The 20,659-nt window shown below is 64.6% G+C and carries 18 protein-coding genes; 9 read left to right on the forward strand and 9 right to left on the reverse strand.

The window, feature by feature from the left end; all coding sequences use genetic code 11:
- Positions 1-234 precede the first annotated feature (234 nt).
- From leuA to V1479_RS17550, 4 genes are all read left to right on the forward strand, one after another.
- Positions 235-1,899 (forward strand): 2-isopropylmalate synthase, encoded by a 1,665-nt coding sequence (leuA, locus tag V1479_RS17535; protein WP_368804572.1) that lies wholly within the window; start codon positions 235-237, stop codon positions 1,897-1,899.
- A 170-nt stretch (positions 1,900-2,069) separates the two neighbouring features.
- Complete coding sequence (locus V1479_RS17540) at positions 2,070-3,764, forward strand: tetratricopeptide repeat protein (RefSeq protein WP_368804086.1); 1,695 nt, start codon at positions 2,070-2,072, stop codon at positions 3,762-3,764.
- A gap of 81 nt (positions 3,765-3,845) precedes the next feature.
- Positions 3,846-4,607: an alpha/beta fold hydrolase gene (locus V1479_RS17545; protein ID WP_368804087.1), complete on the forward strand. Its 762-nt coding sequence runs from the start codon at positions 3,846-3,848 to the stop codon at positions 4,605-4,607.
- A gap of 102 nt (positions 4,608-4,709) precedes the next feature.
- Positions 4,710-5,309: a hypothetical protein gene (locus tag V1479_RS17550; RefSeq protein ID WP_368804088.1), complete on the forward strand. Its 600-nt coding sequence runs from the start codon at positions 4,710-4,712 to the stop codon at positions 5,307-5,309.
- Between the two features lie 20 nt (positions 5,310-5,329).
- On the opposite strand, the gene V1479_RS17555 is transcribed toward V1479_RS17550, so the two are convergent.
- Positions 5,330-6,232: a metallophosphoesterase family protein gene (locus V1479_RS17555; protein WP_368804089.1), complete on the reverse strand. Its 903-nt coding sequence runs from the start codon at positions 6,230-6,232 to the stop codon at positions 5,330-5,332.
- A gap of 134 nt (positions 6,233-6,366) precedes the next feature.
- On the opposite strand from V1479_RS17555, the gene V1479_RS17560 reads away from it, so the two are divergent.
- Positions 6,367-6,840, forward strand: coding sequence for an NUDIX domain-containing protein (locus V1479_RS17560; RefSeq protein ID WP_368804573.1), 474 nt, complete (start codon positions 6,367-6,369; stop codon positions 6,838-6,840).
- 15 nt (positions 6,841-6,855) lie between these two features.
- Here the strand turns inward: V1479_RS17560 and V1479_RS17565 are convergent, their stop codons facing one another.
- Positions 6,856-7,842, reverse strand: a complete 987-nt coding sequence (locus tag V1479_RS17565; protein ID WP_173192763.1) for a glutathione S-transferase family protein — start codon at positions 7,840-7,842, stop codon at positions 6,856-6,858.
- A 275-nt stretch (positions 7,843-8,117) separates the two neighbouring features.
- On the opposite strand from V1479_RS17565, the gene V1479_RS17570 reads away from it, so the two are divergent.
- Positions 8,118-8,669, forward strand: a complete 552-nt coding sequence (locus V1479_RS17570) for a GNAT family N-acetyltransferase (RefSeq protein ID WP_368804090.1) — start codon at positions 8,118-8,120, stop codon at positions 8,667-8,669.
- A 74-nt stretch (positions 8,670-8,743) separates the two neighbouring features.
- Here the strand turns inward: V1479_RS17570 and V1479_RS17575 are convergent, their stop codons facing one another.
- From V1479_RS17575 to V1479_RS17590, 4 genes are all read right to left on the reverse strand, one after another.
- A complete protein-coding gene (locus V1479_RS17575; protein ID WP_368804091.1) occupies positions 8,744-10,816 on the reverse strand; it encodes a hypothetical protein in 2,073 nt (690 codons plus the stop codon).
- A 61-nt stretch (positions 10,817-10,877) separates the two neighbouring features.
- The gene (locus V1479_RS17580; protein ID WP_368804092.1) at positions 10,878-13,703 is read right to left on the reverse strand and encodes a DUF4159 domain-containing protein; all 2,826 of its coding nucleotides are present in this window, start codon (positions 13,701-13,703) and stop codon (positions 10,878-10,880) included.
- Positions 13,703-14,611, reverse strand: a complete 909-nt coding sequence (locus V1479_RS17585) for a DUF58 domain-containing protein (protein WP_368804093.1) — start codon at positions 14,609-14,611, stop codon at positions 13,703-13,705. The genes V1479_RS17580 and V1479_RS17585 overlap by 1 nt, the downstream gene beginning before the upstream one ends.
- Positions 14,611-15,618, reverse strand: coding sequence for an AAA family ATPase (locus tag V1479_RS17590; protein WP_173192753.1), 1,008 nt, complete (start codon positions 15,616-15,618; stop codon positions 14,611-14,613). The genes V1479_RS17585 and V1479_RS17590 overlap by 1 nt, the downstream gene beginning before the upstream one ends.
- Positions 15,619-15,734: 116 nt before the next feature.
- On the opposite strand from V1479_RS17590, the gene V1479_RS17595 reads away from it, so the two are divergent.
- Genes V1479_RS17595 through V1479_RS17605 form a run of 3 tightly spaced genes read left to right on the forward strand, consistent with a single transcriptional unit; the run spans position 15,735 to position 18,258 of the window.
- A complete protein-coding gene (locus tag V1479_RS17595) occupies positions 15,735-16,364 on the forward strand; it encodes a DUF1285 domain-containing protein (protein ID WP_368804094.1) in 630 nt (209 codons plus the stop codon).
- A gap of 2 nt (positions 16,365-16,366) precedes the next feature.
- Positions 16,367-16,999, forward strand: a complete 633-nt coding sequence (locus tag V1479_RS17600; RefSeq protein ID WP_368804574.1) for a CoA pyrophosphatase — start codon at positions 16,367-16,369, stop codon at positions 16,997-16,999.
- Positions 16,996-18,258, forward strand: coding sequence for a CCA tRNA nucleotidyltransferase (locus tag V1479_RS17605; protein ID WP_368804095.1), 1,263 nt, complete (start codon positions 16,996-16,998; stop codon positions 18,256-18,258). Before V1479_RS17600 ends, V1479_RS17605 begins: the two co-directional genes overlap by 4 nt.
- Positions 18,259-18,343: 85 nt before the next feature.
- Here the strand turns inward: V1479_RS17605 and V1479_RS17610 are convergent, their stop codons facing one another.
- The 3 genes from V1479_RS17610 to V1479_RS17620 all read right to left on the reverse strand — a co-directional run bounded on the left by V1479_RS17610 (position 18,344) and on the right by V1479_RS17620 (position 20,589).
- On the reverse strand, positions 18,344-18,529 hold the full coding sequence (locus V1479_RS17610; protein WP_173192751.1) for a DUF1059 domain-containing protein: 186 nt from the start codon (positions 18,527-18,529) through the stop codon (positions 18,344-18,346).
- A gap of 81 nt (positions 18,530-18,610) precedes the next feature.
- On the reverse strand, positions 18,611-19,363 hold the full coding sequence (locus V1479_RS17615; RefSeq protein WP_368804096.1) for an alpha/beta hydrolase: 753 nt from the start codon (positions 19,361-19,363) through the stop codon (positions 18,611-18,613).
- Positions 19,364-19,659: 296 nt separating this feature from the next.
- Complete coding sequence (locus V1479_RS17620; RefSeq protein ID WP_368804097.1) at positions 19,660-20,589, reverse strand: LysR substrate-binding domain-containing protein; 930 nt, start codon at positions 20,587-20,589, stop codon at positions 19,660-19,662.
- Between the last annotated feature and the right edge of the window lie 70 nt (positions 20,590-20,659).

Below are 20,659 nucleotides of genomic sequence, written 5' to 3' on the forward strand. Positions count from 1 at the left end.
CGTGCGCGCGCTCTTCTCCACGCTTCTCCTTCTCGGCCTTAGCGGCGATCGCCGGGCTCGCTGAAGGAGCACCCGGCGGTCGATTTGCCGACGCCGGCGCCAGCTCCTTGCCGAACCAGTTGCGAAACAAAGATGGAAGCGCGCCCGCGCCGTGGCAATGAAAGCCCGGCTGGCGCTGGAGACAAGACGATGAACGAGCAAAGCCGCATCGCGCCCAATGCCTCGCGAAAGGGCATGGGCGACGCCCCGGTAAAGTACCAGCCCTATCCCGCGATCGACCTCAAGGACCGTACCTGGCCGGCCAGGCGCATCGAGAAGGCGCCGATCTGGTGTTCCGTCGACCTGCGTGACGGCAATCAGGCTCTGGTCGACCCGATGGGGCACGACCGCAAGGCGCGCATGTTCCAGCTCCTGCTCGACATGGGCTTCAAGGAGATCGAAATCGGTTTCCCGTCTGCATCACAGACCGATTTCGACTTCGCCCGCTGGTGCATCGAGGAAGGCAACGTGCCTGCCGATGTCGATCTGCAGGTGCTTGTGCAGTGCCGGCCAGAGCTGATCAGCCGGACCTTCGAGGCACTTGAGGGGGCGAAGACGCCTATCGTGCATTTCTACAACTCGACCAGTGAGTTGCAGCGGCGCGTTGTGTTCGCCAAGGATGTTGCCGGCATCAAGCAGATTGCCACCGACGCGGCGAAGATGATCACCGACATGGCCGCCAAGGCCGGTGGTGGATACCGCTTCGAGTATTCGCCCGAAAGCTTCACCGGAACCGAGCTCGAGGTAGCGCTGGAAATCTGCAACGCGGTCGCCGAGATCGTGAAGCCGACGCCGGACAACAAGCTGATCATCAATCTGCCGGCAACCGTGGAGATGGCGACGCCCAACATCTACGCCGACCAGATCGAATGGATGTGTCGCAACCTCGACAATCGCGACAGCCTGATCGTCTCGCTGCATCCGCACAACGATCGCGGCACCGGCATCGCGGCGACGGAGCTCGGCCTGATGGCAGGCGCCGACCGCGTGGAAGGCACACTCTTCGGCAATGGCGAGCGCACCGGCAACGTCGATATCGTGACGCTGGCGCTGAACATGTACACGCAGGGCGTCGATCCGGAACTGGACTGCACCGACATCAACCGGATGAAGGACGTGTTCGAATATTCGAACCAGATGAAGATCCCCGAGCGTCACCCTTACGTCGGCGAGCTCGTCTACACCGCCTTCTCGGGATCGCACCAGGATGCGATCAACAAGGGCATGAAGGCGATCAAGACCGCCAACAAACCCCAATGGGAAGTGCCCTATCTGCCGATCGACCCGCAGGACGTGGGCCGTAGCTACGAGGCGATCATCCGCATCAACTCGCAATCGGGCAAAGGCGGCATTGCTTATGTGCTACAGGCTGATTACGGCCTCAATCTGCCGCGCGGCCTGCAGGTGGAGTTCAGCCAGGACATCCAGCAGATCAGCGACGCCGAGGGCAAGGAAGTGCCTGCCAAGCGCATCCACGAACGGTTCCTCGAGGTCTATGTCGACCAGCCCGGCGCGCGGCTGAAATTCGTCGATCACCAGACCTTCCCGGCCACGGAGCGCAAGGGGCAGCGCGTTGTCGAGGCGGTGATTGTCGATGGCGGCAAGGAGGTCACGATAACCGGAACCGGCACGGGGCCTATCGACGGTTTCGTCGATGCGCTCTCGCGCCATCTCGGCGTAGAGCTCTCGGTCCTCGACTATTCCGAGCATTCCATGCAGCGTGGCTCGAACGCGGCTGCGATCAGCTACATGGAGGTCGAGCACCCGGGCGGGCGCATCTTCGGTGCGGGAATCAACACCAACATCGTCGCGGCTTCGCTCGAGGCGGTAGTGTCGGCGGCTAACCGGATCGTGGGCTGACGTTACGGCGGCTCAAGCGACTGCAAAAGTTTTTCGTCGGCGCGACAAGCAGTTGCGCCGACGTGGCACTTTATCAACTGCTTATGGTTTTGTTCGGGACAAAATCGCGCGTATGATACGGCTCCCTTAGCTTTCTCTGCCAGGGAAAGGGCCGAAGCTTGCGGCGTATCATGCCCCCCGCCGATCAGGTTCGAGACGCGCTGGAGCGTATTCTTGCGAGCGACGTGTTCGCCAGGTCAGAGCGCGCGCGCGATCTCTTGCGTTATCTGGTGGAACAGGATGTCGCCGGCAACGCGGATCGCCTCAAGGGGTTCTCCATCGGGGTCGACGTCTTCCACAAGGACGACCAGTTCGATCCGGCGACCGACACCGTGGTTCGGGTGCAGGCGGGGCGACTGCGGGATCTACTGCAACAGTATTACGAAGGCGACGGGGCTTCAGACCCGCTGCGTATATCGGTGCCGCGTGGCAGCTACGTGCCGGAATATCATGTAGCGGATTCCACCGTAGCCTGCGTGGCAAGTGCGGCGACACCCGAACAGAACGATGTCGGCAAGACGGCCAACCGGCGAGCCTTGCCGTTTCTCGCGATCGGTCTTCTTCTGCTCGCGGTTCTGGGCGGGGTGGCTGGCTACCGCAGTTTCGCACCTCCATCACCAGGAAGTGCGGACGTTCAAGGCGTCCAGCGCGCCGCCGCACCGTTCGGGTTTAGCGATACGACGGGTTCCGTGCCTGGCGACCTTTTGCCGTCGGTCTACATGAGCGTTGAAGCGGGCGACTACGGCGGGGAGAGGATTGCCGCGGCGGTGCGGCGCGGTCTCAGTGGTTTCGACACGGTGCATGTCATCGCGCCGCCGATGCAGCCGGGTGAGAGCGGCAAGGTTCGCCGGACCGACTTCCTGTTTCTGATCGGGCAAGCCTCGACGCCGGGCGAGGTGCATGTCGAACTGCAAAACGTCTCCAACGGCAAGGTGGTCTTGTCGCGCAATCTTGCAATTGCCGATCGCGATCAGCGGGCAATCGAGGATATCGTCGCCGACCTGCTGACGACGGTCGCCTCCGTATCCGGTGTGTTGTATGCCGATCTTGCGGAGAACCGGGCCGAAACACCGCTGGCGCGATGCCTGACGCTCAACGAGGCCTTCTACCGCGACCAGCAGGCCGATGCCCATCGCACCGCCTACGAGTGTTTCGAAGATCTCAGGAACGCGCGGGTTTCGTCCGCCCTGATCTATGCGGAACTGGCGGCGTTGCACATGCAGAGCATCGTCAATCGATATGACTATCCCGAACAGGCATCGGAGCAGCAGGCGCTCGACTACGCGCGCCGCGCCGTACAGCTCGCGCCCAGCAGCCCGTCGGCCCACAGGGCGATGGGCTATGTGCTGTCGCGCACCGCCAACCTGTCCGAGGCAATGCGTTGGGTTCACAAAGCCTACGCACTGAACGAGTTCGATCTCAGCATGGCCGCATCCTACGGCTACGCCCTGATCTTCGCGGGCGACTATGCAGCCGGCACGCCCATCCTGCATCGCGCGGTGATGGCAGCCAGCGCGCATCCGACCTGGTGGGATTATGGCCTGTTCCTGGGGCGCTTCATGCTTGGCGAGATGGAAGCCGCCTCCAGCGCGGTTAGCCCGCTGGCGTCGAGCGACCGAGCCCACTACCTCGCAGCGCGGCTCGTGGTTGCCTACGAACTCGGCGACAGGGAGAAAGTGGACGCACTCCTGGGTCGGCTTCGCGCCGGCAATTCCGCATTCGCGGCCAATCCCGAGGCATTTTTCCGCAAGGGCAACTATCCGGAAAGCCTGACAAACCGGTTGGTCGAGACGCTCAGGGCAGCCGGTTTGATGGGCGCAAGCTAAGCTAGCCCACGATACCTTTACCCGAACCCGCGTTCATGGAAACGTCCGCTTCCTTTAATTGTTGATTCCGGGAGGTGGAGCATGGCGCTTTTCGCGCGGGAACTGGGCAGCGGCAGTGAAACGATCGCGTTGCTGCACGGCTTCGGCGGCAGCCACGCGGCGTGGACGCATGTTCAGGAGCGTCTTGCGGACGGTGCGGCCACCCTTGCCTATGACCTGCCGGGCCATGGTGCTTCGCTTGCCTATCCCGAAGCCGGATCGGCAAAAGTCGCGGCGCAGTCGCTGCTCGAGGATTTTGCCACACGCGGACTGGAGCGCGTTCATCTCGTCGGCCACTCGATGGGCGGCGCGGTTGCCGCGCTGATGGGCATCCTGGAGCCTGCGCGGGTCGCCTCGCTGACATTGCTATCGCCGGGCGGTTTCGGACCCGAGATCAACCACCGCCTGCTGACGCGCTACGCGGCCGCACGGGACGAAGCTGAGCTGCGCCCCTGCATGGAGGCGATGTACGGTTGGATGTCGCCTGTTTCCGATACGGTTATCGCCGACACGCTCGCCGCGCGCGCAGCACCCGGTGCCGGCGAGAAGCTGATCGCCATCGCGGCCGGACTGGTGCGGGACGGCCGGCAGGGATTGCTTCCGAGGGAACGGCTGGAAGCGTTTCGCATGCCGGTCAGCGTCGTCTGGGGCGGGCTCGACAACGTGCTGCCCGCACGACACGCACAGGGGCTGCCCTGGCGTTTCGCGGTTCATCTGTTTCCCGATATCGGCCATATGCTGCCCGACGAAGCACCCGACGAGATGCTGACAATCATCCGTCGTACGGCCGGCCTCCGCGAGTGAGGCGACTTAAGGCTGCGATAGCGGTGCGCAAAATCGGTTGCGCCGTGATTTCGCCGACTGTCTGTGTTAACGATTGCTTAACCAAGCATTGGAGGCCGGCCGATGAGCGAGCCAGTCGAGGACATGAATGCCGAGCACCAGAAGGTGGGCAGCCGCCTTGCCGAGGCGATCCGCGACGTGAAGAACGCGGTCGCCGACCGTGACGATGTCGTCGTCGACATTCGTGAGGCGCAGCGCACGCGGCTGGAACTGCTGGCCGAGGATCTGAAACCCGTTTTCGCCGATGTGGACGAGGATGACGAACGCTTCGACTTCGCCATCTCCGCCGGCGCACAGCCGCGCCTGTGGATCGATTCCGTCGCCCATGTGACGATGGGGCGTGACCGTCGCACTTACCGGTTCCTGCGCGATACGCGGCTGGGACGTGTGGTGCTTGCCGAGTCGAGCGATATCAACAAGGTCGCGGACCAGGTTACGCGCTACATCGCCGAACGGGTCATCGAGCGACGGCGGATGCTGGAAGGCGAGGTGACCCTGCTCGACCCTCGCCTCTATGTGTCTCAGGACAATGACAAGGAAAAGAAGGGCTCGTCCGTCCTGCGCGGCCTCGGTATCATCCTGCTCGGCGGGCTGGTCGGCGTGGCGGTGATCCTGATGCTGTCGTGGCCGCAGGTTGCGGATATGCTGGGGCGTTCTTTCTGACTTTGGATGCGGGGAGCGCGCTACTCCGCCAGCAACTCGGTCTTGATCGTCTGGACCTTCGTACCGTCGTCCGAAAGTCCCCTGCGCGTCAGGGCTATGCGCCACGTTCCGGCATCGCCGCCGATCTCGAACAGATTGTACTGCCCGGGCGGGCGCTTGCCCTTCGGCGCCTGGCCGGCCGCGGCAACGCCCACGACAGGAATGTCGCGCTTGTGCCCCTCGATGCGGTGCGTGGTCGGCAGGTGCGTATGACCGTGCAGCACGAGTTCCGCCCCATGCTTGCGCATCACCTTCTGGAAGCGGCCGATGCCGAGCAGCCGCTTGTGAGCGGGGTCTGCGCCGCGCACCGGCGGATGATGGATGATGATGACACGGCACAAGCCTTGGGCGTCGGCCTCGTCGAGCAGTCGCCCCAGCCGTTCCGCCTGGCCGTCGCCGAAGAAGCCGCTTGCCATGAACGGCGCGGTCGCGCGTGCCGACGAGACGCCGATCACGGCGACAGGTCCACGCACGCGCATGAAAGGGAACGCGCCGCGCCGGGCCGGCTCCTCCATGCCATCGCCATGCATCCACGGACCCCAGGCAGCGCAGGCCTTGTCGAGCGCACCGGGCACGTAGGCGTCGTGGTTGCCGGGCACAACCGACACCTTGTCAGGTGCGCCCAGCGCCTCGAGCCAGAGGCGGGAGAGCTCGACCTCGCCACTCAGGGCGAGGTTCATAAGGTCTCCCGAGACGGCGATGTGGTCGGGTTCCGAAGCCTTGAGGTCGGCGACAATGGCGTCGATGATGCCTTCGTGCAGGTTGGAGCGCCGATGGCGGCGCCAGTTGATGTAGCCCGTTATCCGCTTGGAGACGAGGTCGCGATAGGCTAGGTCGGGCAGGGGGCCGAGATGGATGTCGGAAAGATGTGCAAGCCTGAACATCCTTATTCTTTAGAGCATGAGCGCGAAGGGTGGGAACCGCATTTCGGCGAAAAGCGGATCTGCCGCGCCGGGATGCCGCACCTGTCTCCAAATATTCGGGATGCTTGCCGGTGAGCGACGCCGAACCTCCATTCATGCGCCAGCGTTTTTGGGCACGCTTGCGTGGGCGGCTTTTTCACGCCTGGTTCCTGCTGCGCCGACCGATGACGTTCGGGGTACGCGGGGTCATCCATGACGCCGGCAACAATGCCGTTTTCCTCGTGCGCCACACCTATGTGCCAGGCTGGCATTTTCCCGGCGGGGGCGTGGAGGCTGGAGAGACGGCGCTTGAATCGCTGGGGCGCGAACTGGTGGAAGAAGCCAATATCGAGCTGCTCTCGATGCCCGTTCTGAAGTCTCTTCACTTCAACAGACAATCGAGCCGGCGCGATCATGTCGCGGTGTATCTCATTACGGATTATCGACAGACGGCGCCGAAGAAGCCGGATGCCGAAGTCGCCGAAGCGGGCTTCTTCCCGATCGATGCCCTGCCGGAGGAAACGACGCCGGCGACACGCCGGCGCATTGCGGAGCTGTTCGCAGGCGAACCAACGGCGGCCTACTGGTAGCCGCCGGCAGGCTCCTCAGGCTGCTTTCCTGAACCGGTTGCGGTCGTGCGGCGCGGTGAAGTCGAGTTCCGGGCCCTTTGGCACGATGCGCGTCGGGTTCACGGTTTCATGGCTCGCATAATAATGCGCCTTGATGTGCAGCATGTTGACCGTGCTGGCGATACCCGGCACCTGATAGAGATCGCGCAGATAGTTCGACAGGTTCGGATAGTCGCGGATCTGCCGGAGGTTGCACTTGAAGTGCGAATAATAGACCGCGTCGAAGCGGATCAGGGTCGTGAAAAGCCGCCAGTCCGCTTCCGTTGTCTTGTCGCCGACCAGATAGCGGCTGCGGGCGAGGCGCTGCTCCATATCGTCGAGCGCGTCGAAGAGTTCGTCGAAAGCTTCTTCGTAAGCGCCCTGCGTGGTGGCGAAGCCCGCGCGGTAGACGCCGTTGTTGATCGCCGGATAGACGCGGTCGTTGACTGCGTCGATCTCCCGCCGCAGATGTGCCGGCGAGAGATCGACCGACGCGTCGCCCCACGCGTCGAAGGCTGAATTGAGCATACGGATGATTTCGGACGACTCGTTGGAAACGATCGTCTGTTCTTTCTTGTCCCACAGCACCGGGACCGTCACGCGGCCGGAATAGGTCGGGTCGGCCCGGGTGTAGATCTGGTGCAGGAACTCGCTGCCGTAGAGCGTGTCGCCTGTGGCACCGTCTTCCTCCACGAAGGTCCAGCCGTTTTCACCCATGAAATGATGCACGACGTCGACGGAGATCACGTCCTCGAGCTTCTTCAGTTTGCGGTAGACAAGTGTGCGGTGGGCCCATGGGCAGGCATAGGAAACGTAGAGGTGATAGCGTCCGGGCTCGGCCTTGAAACCTCGTTCGCGGCCTTCCGCCGGCTTGCCGTCGACCGTAATCCAGTCACGGAACTGGGACTCGGAGCGCTTGAACTTGCCGTCGCTGCCCGTGTCGTACCATTCGTCTTTCCAGATACCGTCGACGAGACGTCCCATTGCATTGCTCCTTGCTTTGTTCCTTCCAATCTAGGCACGTGCCCACCTCCGGGAAATGCGCCGGGCGATGAACAGTTCGTCACCACGCGTGAGAATCTGCGATTGCGGACCGCCGGTTTTGGTGCTAGCGGAAATTTCGTCCGGACTATCCGGGCGGAGGAGACTGCCGTGACCACGATCCGTTTCGAGCGACGACGAATTGGCTGAACGCCCCCAGGGGCGTTGGCGGCGCTTGCCGCATCAACCGTTCTCACGCTTGCAAACCGGATACGACCATGAGCCTTGACGTCGCCTACGCGCAGGAACTTGCCGCGCACGACCCCGAAATCGAAGACATCAACGCGGAAGCCTTCGGGCCGGGTCGCTTCGCGCGCGCCGCCTACAAGATCCGCGAGGGCGGGCCGCACCGGCGCGACCTGTCCTTCGTCGGGCTCGTGGACGGCAAGGTCGTAGCATCGGTGCGCATGACGCCGATCGCGGCCGGTGGCGCCACCGCACTGCTGCTCGGGCCGCTGGCGGTGCGGCCGGCCTACAAGAATCTGGGCATCGGCAAGAAGCTTGTCGCGATCGCGCTGGAGGCGGCAGGCAAGGATGGCTGGGGCCTCGTCATCCTCGTCGGCGACGCGCCGTATTATGCGCCTCTCGGCTTCGATGTGGTGGTGCCGATCGGCCAGCTCATCATGCCGCGCCCGGTCGATCCGAGGCGGTTGCTGGCTGCGCAACTGAAGCCGGGTGCACTGGCAGGGTTTGCCGGGGAGGTGGGGCATGCGGGCGCTGCCGCTGCCAGCGGGCCTGTCGAGCGCAAGAGGCTGAAGGCGGCAGAGTAGTGGAATAAGGGAATAGGGCAGTAGGGCAATATGTCCGGCTGCCTACTGCCTTAATGCCCTACTCACCTGATTACTTACCTTCCTTCCCGATACCACATCGCGCCCAGCGCCATCAGCAGCAGGGCGAGGCCGAAGAAGCCTGCGAACAGCGGCACGCGGCTAACGGAGCGCAACACGCTGTCATTGGTGGTGCGCAGGCCGATCCAGTCGCGGCCCGAAGCCTCGCCGCCCGCGCGAACCGGCACGACATTGGGCACGGATACGCCGCCGGCAAGCGTTGCCGCCAGACGCCTCACGCTACCGCCCGATGCTTCCGCAGCAGGCCGCAGCACCTCGGTCGTCGACACCGTATCCTGGAATTCCGGCGCGTTGACCGGGCCGACATGGGCAAGCGTCGTCAGATCGCCATTGCCGATCTGGTAGAGGCCGATCTCGTCGGTCTCGACGCTGCCGGTGAACTGCCCCGGCGTCGACGGCTCAAGCGTAACGTCGATCGACTGGCCGGACGGCGAGACGACCGTCGCGGGTCCCGGATCGTCGCTCATGGTCTGGCGGGTGATGTCGAGCGTCATGCCGCGGCCGGAGGCGGTGAGGCGCTCTTCCTCTAGCTCCGGCTCCTTCATTAGCCAGTGCGCCATGCGCCGGTAGAGCGATACGTGCGGGCCGCCGCCCTCGAAGCCGCGCGCCCACAGCCAGCCCTGGTCGGACAACAGCATGCCGACGCGTCCTTCGCCGCGCCGGTTGAGCACGAGCAGCGGGCGGTCGCCGGCGCCGTTCATGACGACCTCGCCCTCGGGGGACTGGATGTCGATCTGCCGGAACCAGCGGCTCCATTGCGGCGGCTCAGCGGCTGAACCCTCGAGCCCGCGTGTCACAGGGTGGCGCTGGCCGATGTCCGTCAGGCGCGGATAGAAGCCCTGCTCGACAACCGTGCCGGTGGGCATCGCGGGAAGTGCAGACATCAGCGGCGTACGCGCGATGGACTGGTTGCCGGCATATTCAGGGCCGGCTGCGATCAGCAGCGCGCCGCCATTTTCCACATATTCGGCGATGTAGTCGTAATAGAGGATCGGCAGCACGTCGCGGTGCTGGTAGCGGTCGAAGATGATCAGGTCGAAGTCGTTGATGCGCTCGACGAAGAGCTCGCGCGTCGGGAAGGCGATCAATGAGAGTTCATTGATCGGCGTTCCGTCCTGCTTCTCCGGCGGGCGCAGGATGGTGAAATGGATCAGGTCGACCGAAGTGTCGGACTTGAGCAGATTCCGCCAGGTGCGCTCGCCGGCATGCGGCTCGCCGGAGACAAGCAGCACGCGCAGGTTTTCGCGAATGCCGTCAAGCATGGCGATGGCACGATTGTTGGTGTCGGTGAGCTCGCCAGGCGCCGTGTCGATGACCAGTTCGACAATGTTCTTGCCGGCGTTCGGGACGATCAGCTCCAGCGGCATTTCTTGGCCGATGATCGCCTGCTCCACCGAAACGATCTCGCCATTGACCAGCACCCGGACGTCGATCAGCCCTTCTTCGTCCCCAGTGGTCACGACGCGGTAGGTCAGGTCCACCGGCCGCCCTACGATGCCGAAGCGCGGCGCGCGCTCGAACCGGATGCGGCGGTCGAACTCGTCCTCTTCGCCGGTGACGAGCACGTGCAGCGGCGCACCCGATTCATCGACCTGCGCAGGCACGTCGTGGACCTGCCCGTCGGTGATCATGATCGCGCCAGCGACCCGCGACGGCGGCACGTCGCGGAATGCGTTGTCGAGAGCGCCGAAAAGCCGGGTTTGCGTGCGGTCGTCAGCAGCGCTTGCGCGCCCGGCCTCCACCACCCGCACGTCGAATTGCGGGAAACGCGCAAGGCGCGCCTGCAACGTTTCGACAGCGGCCTCCGTCGTCTCCGCGCGGTCACCGATGTCCTGGCTCTGGCTGCGGTCGACCACGAGGGCGACGACGCTTTGCAGCGGATCGCGTTCCTCGTCCAGCAGCACAGGGTTGAGCAAGGCGATGGCCAGCGCCGCAAAGGCGGCAAGCCGCAGCAACGCTCCGCGCTGTCGCAGCGCGAGGCCAACGATGGCAAGCACGGCGACCGGCAGCAAGATGGCGGCCATCCAGCCCCAGGTAACCAGGGGTTCGAAGGAGAGCGACCAGTTCATGCGGTGCCCGCCTGTGCATCATCGGCTGGCGCGAAAGAGCAGGGCGCGGAAAGGGTCATCGTCACTGCCCCAGCCGTTCGAGAAGGATCGGCACATGCACCTGATCGGATTTGTAGTTGCCGGTGAGCATGTACATCATGATGTTGACGCCGGCCCGGTAGGCATAGACGCGCTGCATCGGGTCCGCCGGTACGGTCGGGAACATGGGTGCGCCGGAGGAGTCGATCGCCCAGGCGCCAGCGAAATCGTTGGCAGTGATCATGATCGGCGAGACGCCATCGCCGGTGCGCACCGGCCGGTTGTCGGGGTTCGCTGCATCAAACGAGGCCTCGACCCAGAGCGGGCCACCGGCGAAGCGTCCGGGGAAATCCGGCATGATAAAGAAGGTCTTGGTCAGCACGTGGTCCTGCGGCACCGGCTCCAGCGGTGGCACGTTCATGTTTGCGAGGATATCGCGCAGCCGCCGCGTGGAAGGGCTCGCGGCGTTTGCACCGAACCCGTTCGTATACTGGTCGCGTGTGTCGAAAAGCACCGTGCCACCCTCGCGCATATAGGCGTCGACGCGCGCCAGCGCCGCCTCGGAAGGCATCGCCGCTCCTTCGTCGATGGGCCAGTAAATCAGCGGGTAGAAGGCAAGTTCGTCGGTCTCGATGTCGACACCGGCCGGATCGGCGGGTTCGAGCGCCGTCTTCTCGACCAGATAGCGCGTCAGGCCCTGCAGGCCGGCGCGGCTGACCGCGTCCACCGACCCGTTGCCGGTGACGACATAGGCGATGCGCGTCTGCGAGATCGCGGCGATTGCTGCCTCGTCGTCGGGCTGGGCATCCTGCGCGTCGGCAATGGTCGGGAGGAATATGAGGCCGCCTGCGAGCGCTGCTACGACAAGGCTAGCCGTCTGGGCCGGACCCGACCGCAGACCTGACCGGCGCGCGAACATTCCGCCCATCCAGAAGACGGCCAGCGTGTCGAGCAGCATCAGGGCGAGCGTGGCGGCGATCAGCGGGCCCTTCAGGTCGACAGCCTCGTCGAACGCATAGGCGGCGGTGGTGACGGGCAGGCCGGTCTCAGGGCGCTCGATGGGGCTGAAGGTAGCATCGGGCGTCAGCAGATTGTGCGCGACCACGCCTTCTTCGGTGCCGTAGAAGCCGGGCGGATTCTCGATGGTGACGGCAGGCCGTTGACCGGGCTCCAGCGGCCGTGCCTCGGGTCCCGGCGGCACAAGCTGGCCGTCGGCGGCGATCATGCGGTAGGGCGCGAGCGAGCCGGCGGCACCCTCGCCGGATGCGTCGATGCGGCCCTGGTTTCGCGAAAGCTGCACGATGCGGCGCAAAATCTCGACAAAGGAACCGGAGATCGGCAGGCTCGACCACGTCGCCTCGGGCGTGACGTGGAACAGAACCAGCGTGCCTTCGCCGCGCGGCGCGCCCGTTATCAATGGTGTGCCGTCGGCAAGGTTCGCCCAGGTGCGCTCGACGATGTCGGCGGTCGGCTCGGCCAACACCTGCCGCGAGACGGTCACTTCGGTCGGCGGTGCTAGATCCGCGAACGGCCCGGTGGACGGGAACTCTGTCACCGGCTGAGGCTCGGTCCACGAAAGAGCGCCGCCCAGCGCGCGCTCGCCGGTGCGCAGCCTGACCGGTAGCAGTTCCTCGTCATTGCCGGCGGCGGCGAGGCGCGAGCCGGCGAAGCGGACGAGCGTGCCGCCTTCGTTCATCCACTCGACGAGGCGCTCGCGGGCCGTATCGGGCAGCGTGCCGACATCGGCCATGACGATCATGGCCGGGCGTTGCTCGAGGATTTCCGGGATCGCCTCATTCAGGTCGGTGCTCGATGGCTCGACCAGATCGGAAAACGGCTCCAGCGCACGGCGGATGTAGTAGAGCGGCGACAGAAGCGGCTGCGCGGCGTCGGCTTCGGCCTGCGAAATCAGGCCGACGCGGCGCCTGCGGGAATTTTCATCGAGCAGATAGACCGACGCGGCCTGGTTCTGCCCGTCGACGGCAATCGAAACGAAGTCGTTGCGCAGTTCGAACGGCACGCGAAACTGTCCCTGTGCCTCGGTTTCTCCGGCGCCGAAGGACAGTGTCGTCTCGGCGATGCGGCGGCCGCGATCGTCGAACGCGGCTGCTGTCGCCTGGCGTGGCAACGCGTCGGTTGTGCTGCGCACGGCGCTGAACGTGAATGCGTCGGCGAGGTTGTCGCTTTCGCGTACGCCGATCATGGCCAGTTCGTTCGGTTCGATCCAGACGAGTTGGCCCGCGCTGCCTGCAAGCAGCGCTTGGAATGCGGCTTCATCGCCGTCTGTCGCGAGCCCATCCGAAAGCATGGCTACGGTCGCGTCCGGGACGGCCTCCAGCGCCTGCGACACGCGCGTGAACATTGCGGCCCGGTCGACCGGCACCGGGCGGGGCTCTGCCGCCGCGAGCCGCTCACGTGCCGTGGCGGCATCAAACGGGCCGATCTCCGTGTTGGTCTGCTCGGCGGTGAAGGCGAGGACGACCGGTTGCCCGGCATCGTTGGCATCCTCGATCAGGCGCTCGGCGGTGGCGACGCGAACCTCCCAGTCGGGCGCGCTCGCCCAGCCATTGTCGATCACGATCGCGGTCGCGCCACCGCTTGCCGGCGTTGCCTCGCGGGCGTTGAAGACCGGGTCTGCGAGCGCGAAGATCACCAGCGCCGCCATCAGCAGCCGCAGCAGTGTCAGCCACCATGGGCTCTGGTGCGGCGTTTCCTCCTTGCGCATCACACGCGCGAGGATGCGCAGCGGCGGGAAGGTCTCGGTCTGCGGCTTCGGCGGCGTCAGGCGCAGCAGCCACCAGATCACGGGCAGGGCGAGAAGCCCGAACAGAATGGCGGGAAAGCCGAACGAAATCGGGAGCCAACCCATCAGTGGCCTCCATGCCCGACATCGGCGGTCATCGCCATGTGAACCTTGACCAGCGCGTCCGAGGCGAGCCGATCCGTATGATTGACCGTGTAGCTCCAGCCGAGCTTGGCGCAGCGGCTTGCGAGTTCCTGCCGGCGCGCCGTGTAGAGCCGGCGGTAGTCCTCCGCGAGCGTTTCGGCGCGGCCGGCCGTCAGTTTCTGGCCGGTTTCAGGATCGGTGAATTCGGTCCGGCCGGAATAGGGAAAGCTTTCTTCGGCCGGATCGCTGATCTCGACCAGATGCGCGCGCACGCCGCGCTGGGCCAGCGGATCGAGCCATTCAAACGTTTCTTCGACCGGATCGAGAAAATCGCCGGCAACGACGATGTCGCTGAACCGGCGCAACTGCGAAAGATTGGGCCGCGCAGGCAACTCGCCGGCGTGAAGCAGGTAGGAGGCCAGCCGTTCGGCGCCGTTGCGCGCCGTGAACGGATCGCTGAGACCCGGCCATGCGATGCGCTCGCCGCTGCGCGAGAGCAGCTCCGCCAAGGCCAGAATCAGGACGAGCGCACGCGATTCCTTGGACACCGAAGCGCCGCGCGACTGGTAGAGCATGGACGGCGAGGGGTCGGCCCACAGCCACACGGTGTGAGCAGCCTCCCATTCCTTGTCGCGGACGTAGACATGGTCGTCGCGGGCGGAACGCCGCCAGTCGATGCGCGACATCGTCTCGCCTTCGACATAGGGGCGGAACTGCCAGAAATTCTCGCCGATGCCGCGCTTGCGGCGGCCGTGCCAGCCGGCGATCACAGTGTTGACGACGCGGCGGGCCTCGACCAGCAGGTCGGGCACCAGCGAAGCGCGCAGTCGGGCGCGGGCGAGGGCGTCGCGAGCCGCGACCGGGGGTGCGGCCTCGCCGACGCGTGCCATCAGCCGGCCGCTTTCGCCAGCTTGGCCACGACGTCGCGCACGCTCATGCCTTCGGCGCGGGCCGCGAAGGTAAGCGCCATGCGGTGCTGTAGCACGGGTTCGGCGAGCGCGCGTACGTCGTCGATGGAGGGGGCAAGCCGTCCGTCGAAGAGGGCGCGAGCGCGGGCGCACAATGTGAGGGCCTGGCTGGCACGTGGGCCGGGGCCCCAGGAAACGTGCTTGTCGGTCTCGGCATTGCCCTGTCCCGGTCGCGCGGAGCGCACCAGCGAGAGGATCGCCTCCACCACGCTTTCAGGAACCGGCATGCGGCGGATCAACGTCTGGATTTCCCGGAGACGCGTCGCCGAAAGAACGTTTTCGGCAGTCGCATCCTCGACGCCTGTCGTTTCCAGCAGGATGCGACGCTCGGCGGCCAGCTCGGGGTAGAGGATGTCGACCTGCATGAGGAACCGGTCGAGCTGCGCTTCCGGCAGCGGGTAGGTGCCTTCCTGCTCGAGCGGGTTCTGTGTCGCGAGCACGTGGAAAGGAGCAGGCAGGTCGTGACGTTGGCCTGCCACGGTCACGTGGTATTCCTGCATCGACTGGAGCAGCGCCGACTGCGTGCGCGGCGAGGCGCGGTTGATCTCGTCGGCCATAAGGAGTTGGGCGAAGATCGGTCCGCGGATGAAACGGAAGGACCGGGTGCCCTTTTCGTCCTGATCCATCACTTCCGAGCCGATGATGTCGGACGGCATCAGGTCCGGGGTGAACTGGATGCGGCGGCCGTCCAGGCCAAGCACCACGCCCAGCGTCTCGACCAGCTTGGTCTTCGCCAGACCGGGCACGCCAACGAGCAACGCGTGGCCGCCTGCGAGCAGGGCCACCATCGTTCGCTCGACCACGCTTTCCTGGCCGAAAATTACCTTGCCGACCGCGTCGCGCACCTTGGAAATGTCTGCGAGCGCTGCCTCCGCCTGGGCAACCATCTGGGTCTCGCTGAGGGCGGGTTCCTTGATCGTCACGCTCATAAGCGTCCGGTTCCTTGTCAGTTGCGACTCGGCATCGCCCTTGGCGGTGCGGCTTGGTTAAACTTAAAACACGCAACAAGGCTGACAAGCGGAACAACAGTGACTATTTCGTGACGATGGCTATACGCACAGATAATGACGCTCCGGGCCTCGGCGAGGCCACCGACGCCGCCGGACTGGAGGCGCTGATCGGGCGAGCCGCGCGGGCCGGAAAGGGTCTTCCGCCGGTCGAGCGCTGGAATCCGCCCTTCTGCGGCGATCTCGACATGGAGATCAAGCGCGACGGCACGTGGTTCTACCTCGGGACGCCGATCGGCCGGATGCCGCTGGTGCAGCTCTTTTCGACCGTGCTGCGCAAGGACGACGATGGCAAAACCTATCTCGTCACGCCCGTCGAGAAAGTCGGTATCCGCGTCGAGGATGCGCCTTTCGTGGCGGTGGAGGTTGACGCAAGTGGTGAGGGGAGCGATCAGGTGCTGACCTTCCGCACCAATGTCGGCGACGTGGTCGAGGCTGGCCCCGACAATCCGCTCCGCTTCGTCGACGAGGAGGGAACCGACGGGCTGAAACCCTACCTTCTGGTGCGCGGGCGGCTGGAAGCGCTGGTCGCGCGGCCGGTGATGTACGAGCTGGCGGAACTCGGTGAGGAAATCGATGTCGACGGACGGACGATGTTCGCAGTGCGCTCCAAGGGAGCGGTGTTCCCCATCATGCCGGCCGACACACTGAAAAGGCTCAGCGCGTGACGATGGACGCCTCGACGATCGGGACATTCTCGGCGGAGGATTTCCGCCGCCGCGCCGCTGGCGAGCAGGCGCCGCACCACGACACCGACTATGGCGACCACAGCCTGAACCCGGATCTCAAGGTGCTGTTCGCGAATGCCAAACTTCGCGATGCGGCGGTGCTCATTCCGGTGGTCGACCGGGGCGACGAGGCAAGCGTCATCCTGACCAAACGCACCGAGAAGCTGCGCAGCCATTCCGGCCAGGTGGCCTTTCCGGGCGGTCGCATCGACCCGACCGACCCGACACCCGAATTTGCCGCATTGCGCGAAACCGAAGAGGAAATCGGCCTCGGCACGGATTTCATCGATGTCGTCGGGCGCATGCCGGATTATGTGTCGGGCAGCGGTTTCCGCATCGCGCCGGTGCTTTCGGTGGTGAAGCCGGGCTTCCTGCTCACGCTCAACGAAGACGAGGTGGACGACGCCTTCGAGGTGCCGCTGTCCTTCCTGATGAACCCCGCCAACCACAACCGCGAGAGCCGGATGTGGCAGGACAAGGAACGCTTCTTCTACACGATGCCCTTCGGCGAGCGGTATATCTGGGGCGTGACCGCGGGTATCATCCGCACGCTCTACGAGAGGCTCTACACGTGAGCGGTGCATCGATCGCAGACCGGGCTGGCTGGTTGCGTGACGAAAGCCTGCAGCGGTTGCTGTCCGTGCTGTCCGAAGATGGCGAGGAGGCGCGCGTGGCCGGCGGCGCGATCCGCAATACGCTGCTGGGGCAACCCGTAACGGACATCGACATCGCCACGACGAATGTGCCGGACGAAACGGAGCGTCGTGCGGTGGCGGCTGGATTCAAGACCGTGCCCACAGGCAAGGAGCATGGCACAATAACCGTCATCGCCGACGGCCACGCCTATGAGGTGACGACGCTGCGCGACGACGTGGAGACAGATGGCCGGCGCGCGCGGGTCGTCTTCGGCCGCGACTGGAAACGCGATGCCGAAAGGCGCGATTTCACCATCAACGCACTTTACGCGACCGCGCAGGGCGATGTGGTGGATCTGGTCGGAGGGTTGGCCGATCTGGACACGCGGACGCTGCGTTTCATCGGTGACGCGGAGACGCGGATCCGCGAGGACTACCTTCGCATCCTGCGCTTTTTTCGCTTCTTTGCCTGGTATGGCGCGGGGCGGCCGGATGCGGACGGCATTCGCGCCTGCGCGCGGCTCAAGGACGGCCTCGCGCGGCTTTCGGCGGAGCGGGTGTGGAGCGAGCTCAGGAAGCTTCTCGCCGCGCCTGATCCATCGCGCGCGCTGTTGTGGATGCGTCAATCGGGCGTTCTGACCGCGATCCTGCCGGAAAGCGAGAAATGGGGCATTGACGCGATCCACGGCCTCGTCGCTGCCGAACGCGATCTTGGTTGGCAGGCCGATCCCATGCTGCGGCTGGCGGCGATCATCCCGCCAGACGAAGCGCGTGTGTCGGCGATGGCCGAACGCCTGAAGATGTCGAACGCTGAGGCGCAGCGGCTCGGCGCCTGGGCAGGGGCCAGCCCCGTGCATCACGCCACCAGTGAAGCGGCGATGGCGAAGGTTGCCTATCGCGGCGATGTGGGCGGGTTGCGCGACCGGCTACGGCTGGCGCTGGCCTCGGCCCGTGCAAGGGCAGCGCAGGATGACGGCGCGCTGATAGAGGCAGGCGGGAACGCGCGGCTGCTGCGCTTTCTCGATGCATGGCAAAGGCCGGTTTTCCCCCTCAAGGGCAGCGACCTGACGGCGCTTGGCATACAGCCGGGCCCTGGTGTCGGCGTGACGCTGCGCACACTCGAGGACGCTTGGATCGACTCCGGGTTCTCGTTGGATCGCGAAAAGCTCATCGATAGGGCGCGTGATGGGCAGCCTTAAGCCCACAGTGCAGCACTTAACTTATAGAATCCCGGGTGCGACGCACGAAAAGTGCGTCGCAAAGTCTTGAAATGCTGATGAATAGTCAGGCGGCGTCGCGCTTCGTCTCGATGCGCGAGCGGATTGCCTCGACCATCGTTTCGCGAATGGTCGATTCGCCGTGGGTTTCACGCATGTGCTCGATCGCGCGGCGCATGACCTCGGCTTCTTCCGGGTGTCGCGTGTGCCAGTCGCAACCGGGGACGAGCGAGCCGCAATGAAATTCCTTCATCGTTCTTCTCCTTCTTGTCCGTCTGCTCACGGTACCAAAGGATAACACGGAAGGCCGGTATCCGGTTGCTGAAATGTTCGCCTATTTCGAGGCGCTGCCCAGCCATTCGGCAGCGATCTTCGCATCTTCTTCGCCGATCGCGTGACCCGAATGGATCATGCGCGCGTCGACGCTTGCGCCGCAATTCAGCAACTGGCTTTCGAGCGCCTGTGCGAAAGGGGAATACAGCTTGTCGTCCGCGCCGGCGATCGTGAGAAATCGCGAATCCGACAGGTCGACCTTCGGCGTGTCGCCCAGCACCGGCATCGGTCGAAGCAGAACGGCGCTTCGCACGATGCCCGGATAAAGCTGTGTCAGGGCAGCGATCAGGTTCGCGCCATTGGAATAGCCGAGGAATGTGACCTTCGACAGGTCGAGCTTCTGCTCGGCGGCTATGTCCTTCAGGAAATCGACAAACGCCGCTGCTTCCTTGCGTACGTCCTCCTGGTCGAACTGCGTCGGCGAGATGCGTTTGTACCAGCGCTTGACGCCATCCTGCACGACCCTCCCGCGAACGCCGATCAACGTCGCGTCAGGCGCGATGGTCGAGGCGAGCGAGGCAAGCGTCGTCTCGTCGCCGCCCGAGCCGTGCAGCATGATAATGGTGCGGTCGCTCGGCTTCTCCGGACGGAACATGCGATGCACGAAAGCGGGAAGCCGGATGACCTCGTCGACCGATACGGCTGCCTGTTGCAGCATGGCGGTTGTCACTACCCCTTCCGTTGCGTGGACGGAGAGTGTAGTCGCCGCAAGGGTCAGAATCGAGGCGAGCGTGAGGGTGCGTGCAGGAGCCATGATGCGATCCTGATCTTTAAAGTTTTACAGAAACTTTACCGTAAACAGAGGATGTGGCGGGGTCCGACCGCTGCCGGCCGGCCCGCGCCCGAAAGGCGGCCGCCCCCCAGCGGTCCGCCTCTCCCCAAGCCGGTATGATGTCTAACGTATTTGTTTCGGCCTGTCATCTGGCGTGAGATGCTGGCCTCGCCGCGGATCGGGCGAAAACAGCCTTGAAAGGGACGTTTGGGCCCATTCGGGCTTTTCAAAAACAGAGTCGTTTCAAATGCTTGGGTGGTCGCTGTTGCGCCGATGCATCAGCGGGGCGTTTTCGTTTTTCCGGCCAGTTCGGCAGGTTTCGTTTCGAAGTCTTTGGCGATCTCGGACTTAATCCAGCGGCGGAACCGGGTCACCTTGGACGGTTCGCTGCGAGTCGCGGACGACACGAGATAATAGCCGAGGCCGGTCGTTGCGCGCTCGGGGAAGGGGGCAACGACCTGCCCGACCGACAGCGCATAGTGGGCGAGCGTCTGCCAGGCGAGCATGACACCCTGTCCGGCGATGCAGGCATCGAGACACAGGGCCGCATCGGTGAAGGAATGGCCGTCGCCAAGCTGGCTTTCGTCCATTCCGAATCTGGACAGCCACACGTTCCAGCTCAGCGTCGAATGCGCATCGCGCACGATCGGGGCATGCAGCAGGTCGCGGGGTTCGCGCAGCGTCCCGGCGAGTTCCGGCGCGCATACGGGAAACACTTCCTGCGGCAGAAGATAGTCCGTCTTCACGCCTGGCCAGGTTCCGTCCCCGACACGAATGGCGATGTCGACATCGGACGTGTCCGGATTGATGAGTGTCGTCGATGCATCGATGCGCACGATGATGTCGGGTACGAGCCTCGAAAAGGCGTTGAGCCGGGGTACGAGCCATTTCGACGCGAAGACCGGAGCGACCGAGATTGTGAGGATCGATTCGGCATGACTGCGGGACGACGCAACGGCCTCATCGAGGGCAAGAAAGCCGGCGGTCAGCCGTGCGAGGAACGCGGCGCCGAATTCCGTCGGCGCAAGGCCGCGTCCGGACCGGTCGAAGACCGTTCGGCCAAGCTGGGCTTCCGACTTCAGCACCTGCTGGCTGACGGCCCCGACTGAAACGCCGAGTTCCTCGGCGGCCTTCTGGAGCGTCCCCATCCGCCCCACCGCCTCCAGCGCGCGCAGTCCGTTGAGATGAACCCGATTCAGTTCTTTCATATAGATTATCTATACCAAGCCGCAGGCAAACTCCATAGCAGGCGTTGGCTATCCATGAGACTGTGACGCC

Origin of the sequence: Neoaquamicrobium sediminum, from assembly GCF_040970315.1 — a bacterium.
Classification (GTDB): Bacteria; Pseudomonadota; Alphaproteobacteria; order Rhizobiales; family Rhizobiaceae; genus Aerobium; species Aerobium sediminum.

Coding starts and splice junctions, on each gene's coding strand:
- leuA (WP_368804572.1), top strand. CDS start 235: ATGGGCGACGCCCCGGTAAAGTACCAGCCCTATCCCGCGATCGACCTC.
- V1479_RS17540 (WP_368804086.1), top strand. CDS start 2,070: ATGCCCCCCGCCGATCAGGTTCGAGACGCGCTGGAGCGTATTCTTGCG.
- V1479_RS17545 (WP_368804087.1), top strand. CDS start 3,846: ATGGCGCTTTTCGCGCGGGAACTGGGCAGCGGCAGTGAAACGATCGCG.
- V1479_RS17550 (WP_368804088.1), top strand. CDS start 4,710: ATGAGCGAGCCAGTCGAGGACATGAATGCCGAGCACCAGAAGGTGGGC.
- V1479_RS17555 (WP_368804089.1), bottom strand. CDS start 6,232: ATGTTCAGGCTTGCACATCTTTCCGACATCCATCTCGGCCCCCTGCCC.
- V1479_RS17560 (WP_368804573.1), top strand. CDS start 6,367: ATGCGCCAGCGTTTTTGGGCACGCTTGCGTGGGCGGCTTTTTCACGCC.
- V1479_RS17565 (WP_173192763.1), bottom strand. CDS start 7,842: ATGGGACGTCTCGTCGACGGTATCTGGAAAGACGAATGGTACGACACG.
- V1479_RS17570 (WP_368804090.1), top strand. CDS start 8,118: ATGAGCCTTGACGTCGCCTACGCGCAGGAACTTGCCGCGCACGACCCC.
- V1479_RS17575 (WP_368804091.1), bottom strand. CDS start 10,816: ATGAACTGGTCGCTCTCCTTCGAACCCCTGGTTACCTGGGGCTGGATG.
- V1479_RS17580 (WP_368804092.1), bottom strand. CDS start 13,703: ATGGGTTGGCTCCCGATTTCGTTCGGCTTTCCCGCCATTCTGTTCGGG.
- V1479_RS17585 (WP_368804093.1), bottom strand. CDS start 14,611: ATGGCACGCGTCGGCGAGGCCGCACCCCCGGTCGCGGCTCGCGACGCC.
- V1479_RS17590 (WP_173192753.1), bottom strand. CDS start 15,618: ATGAGCGTGACGATCAAGGAACCCGCCCTCAGCGAGACCCAGATGGTT.
- V1479_RS17595 (WP_368804094.1), top strand. CDS start 15,735: ATGGCTATACGCACAGATAATGACGCTCCGGGCCTCGGCGAGGCCACC.
- V1479_RS17600 (WP_368804574.1), top strand. CDS start 16,367: ATGGACGCCTCGACGATCGGGACATTCTCGGCGGAGGATTTCCGCCGC.
- V1479_RS17610 (WP_173192751.1), bottom strand. CDS start 18,529: ATGAAGGAATTTCATTGCGGCTCGCTCGTCCCCGGTTGCGACTGGCAC.
- V1479_RS17615 (WP_368804096.1), bottom strand. CDS start 19,363: ATGGCTCCTGCACGCACCCTCACGCTCGCCTCGATTCTGACCCTTGCG.
- V1479_RS17620 (WP_368804097.1), bottom strand. CDS start 20,589: ATGAAAGAACTGAATCGGGTTCATCTCAACGGACTGCGCGCGCTGGAG.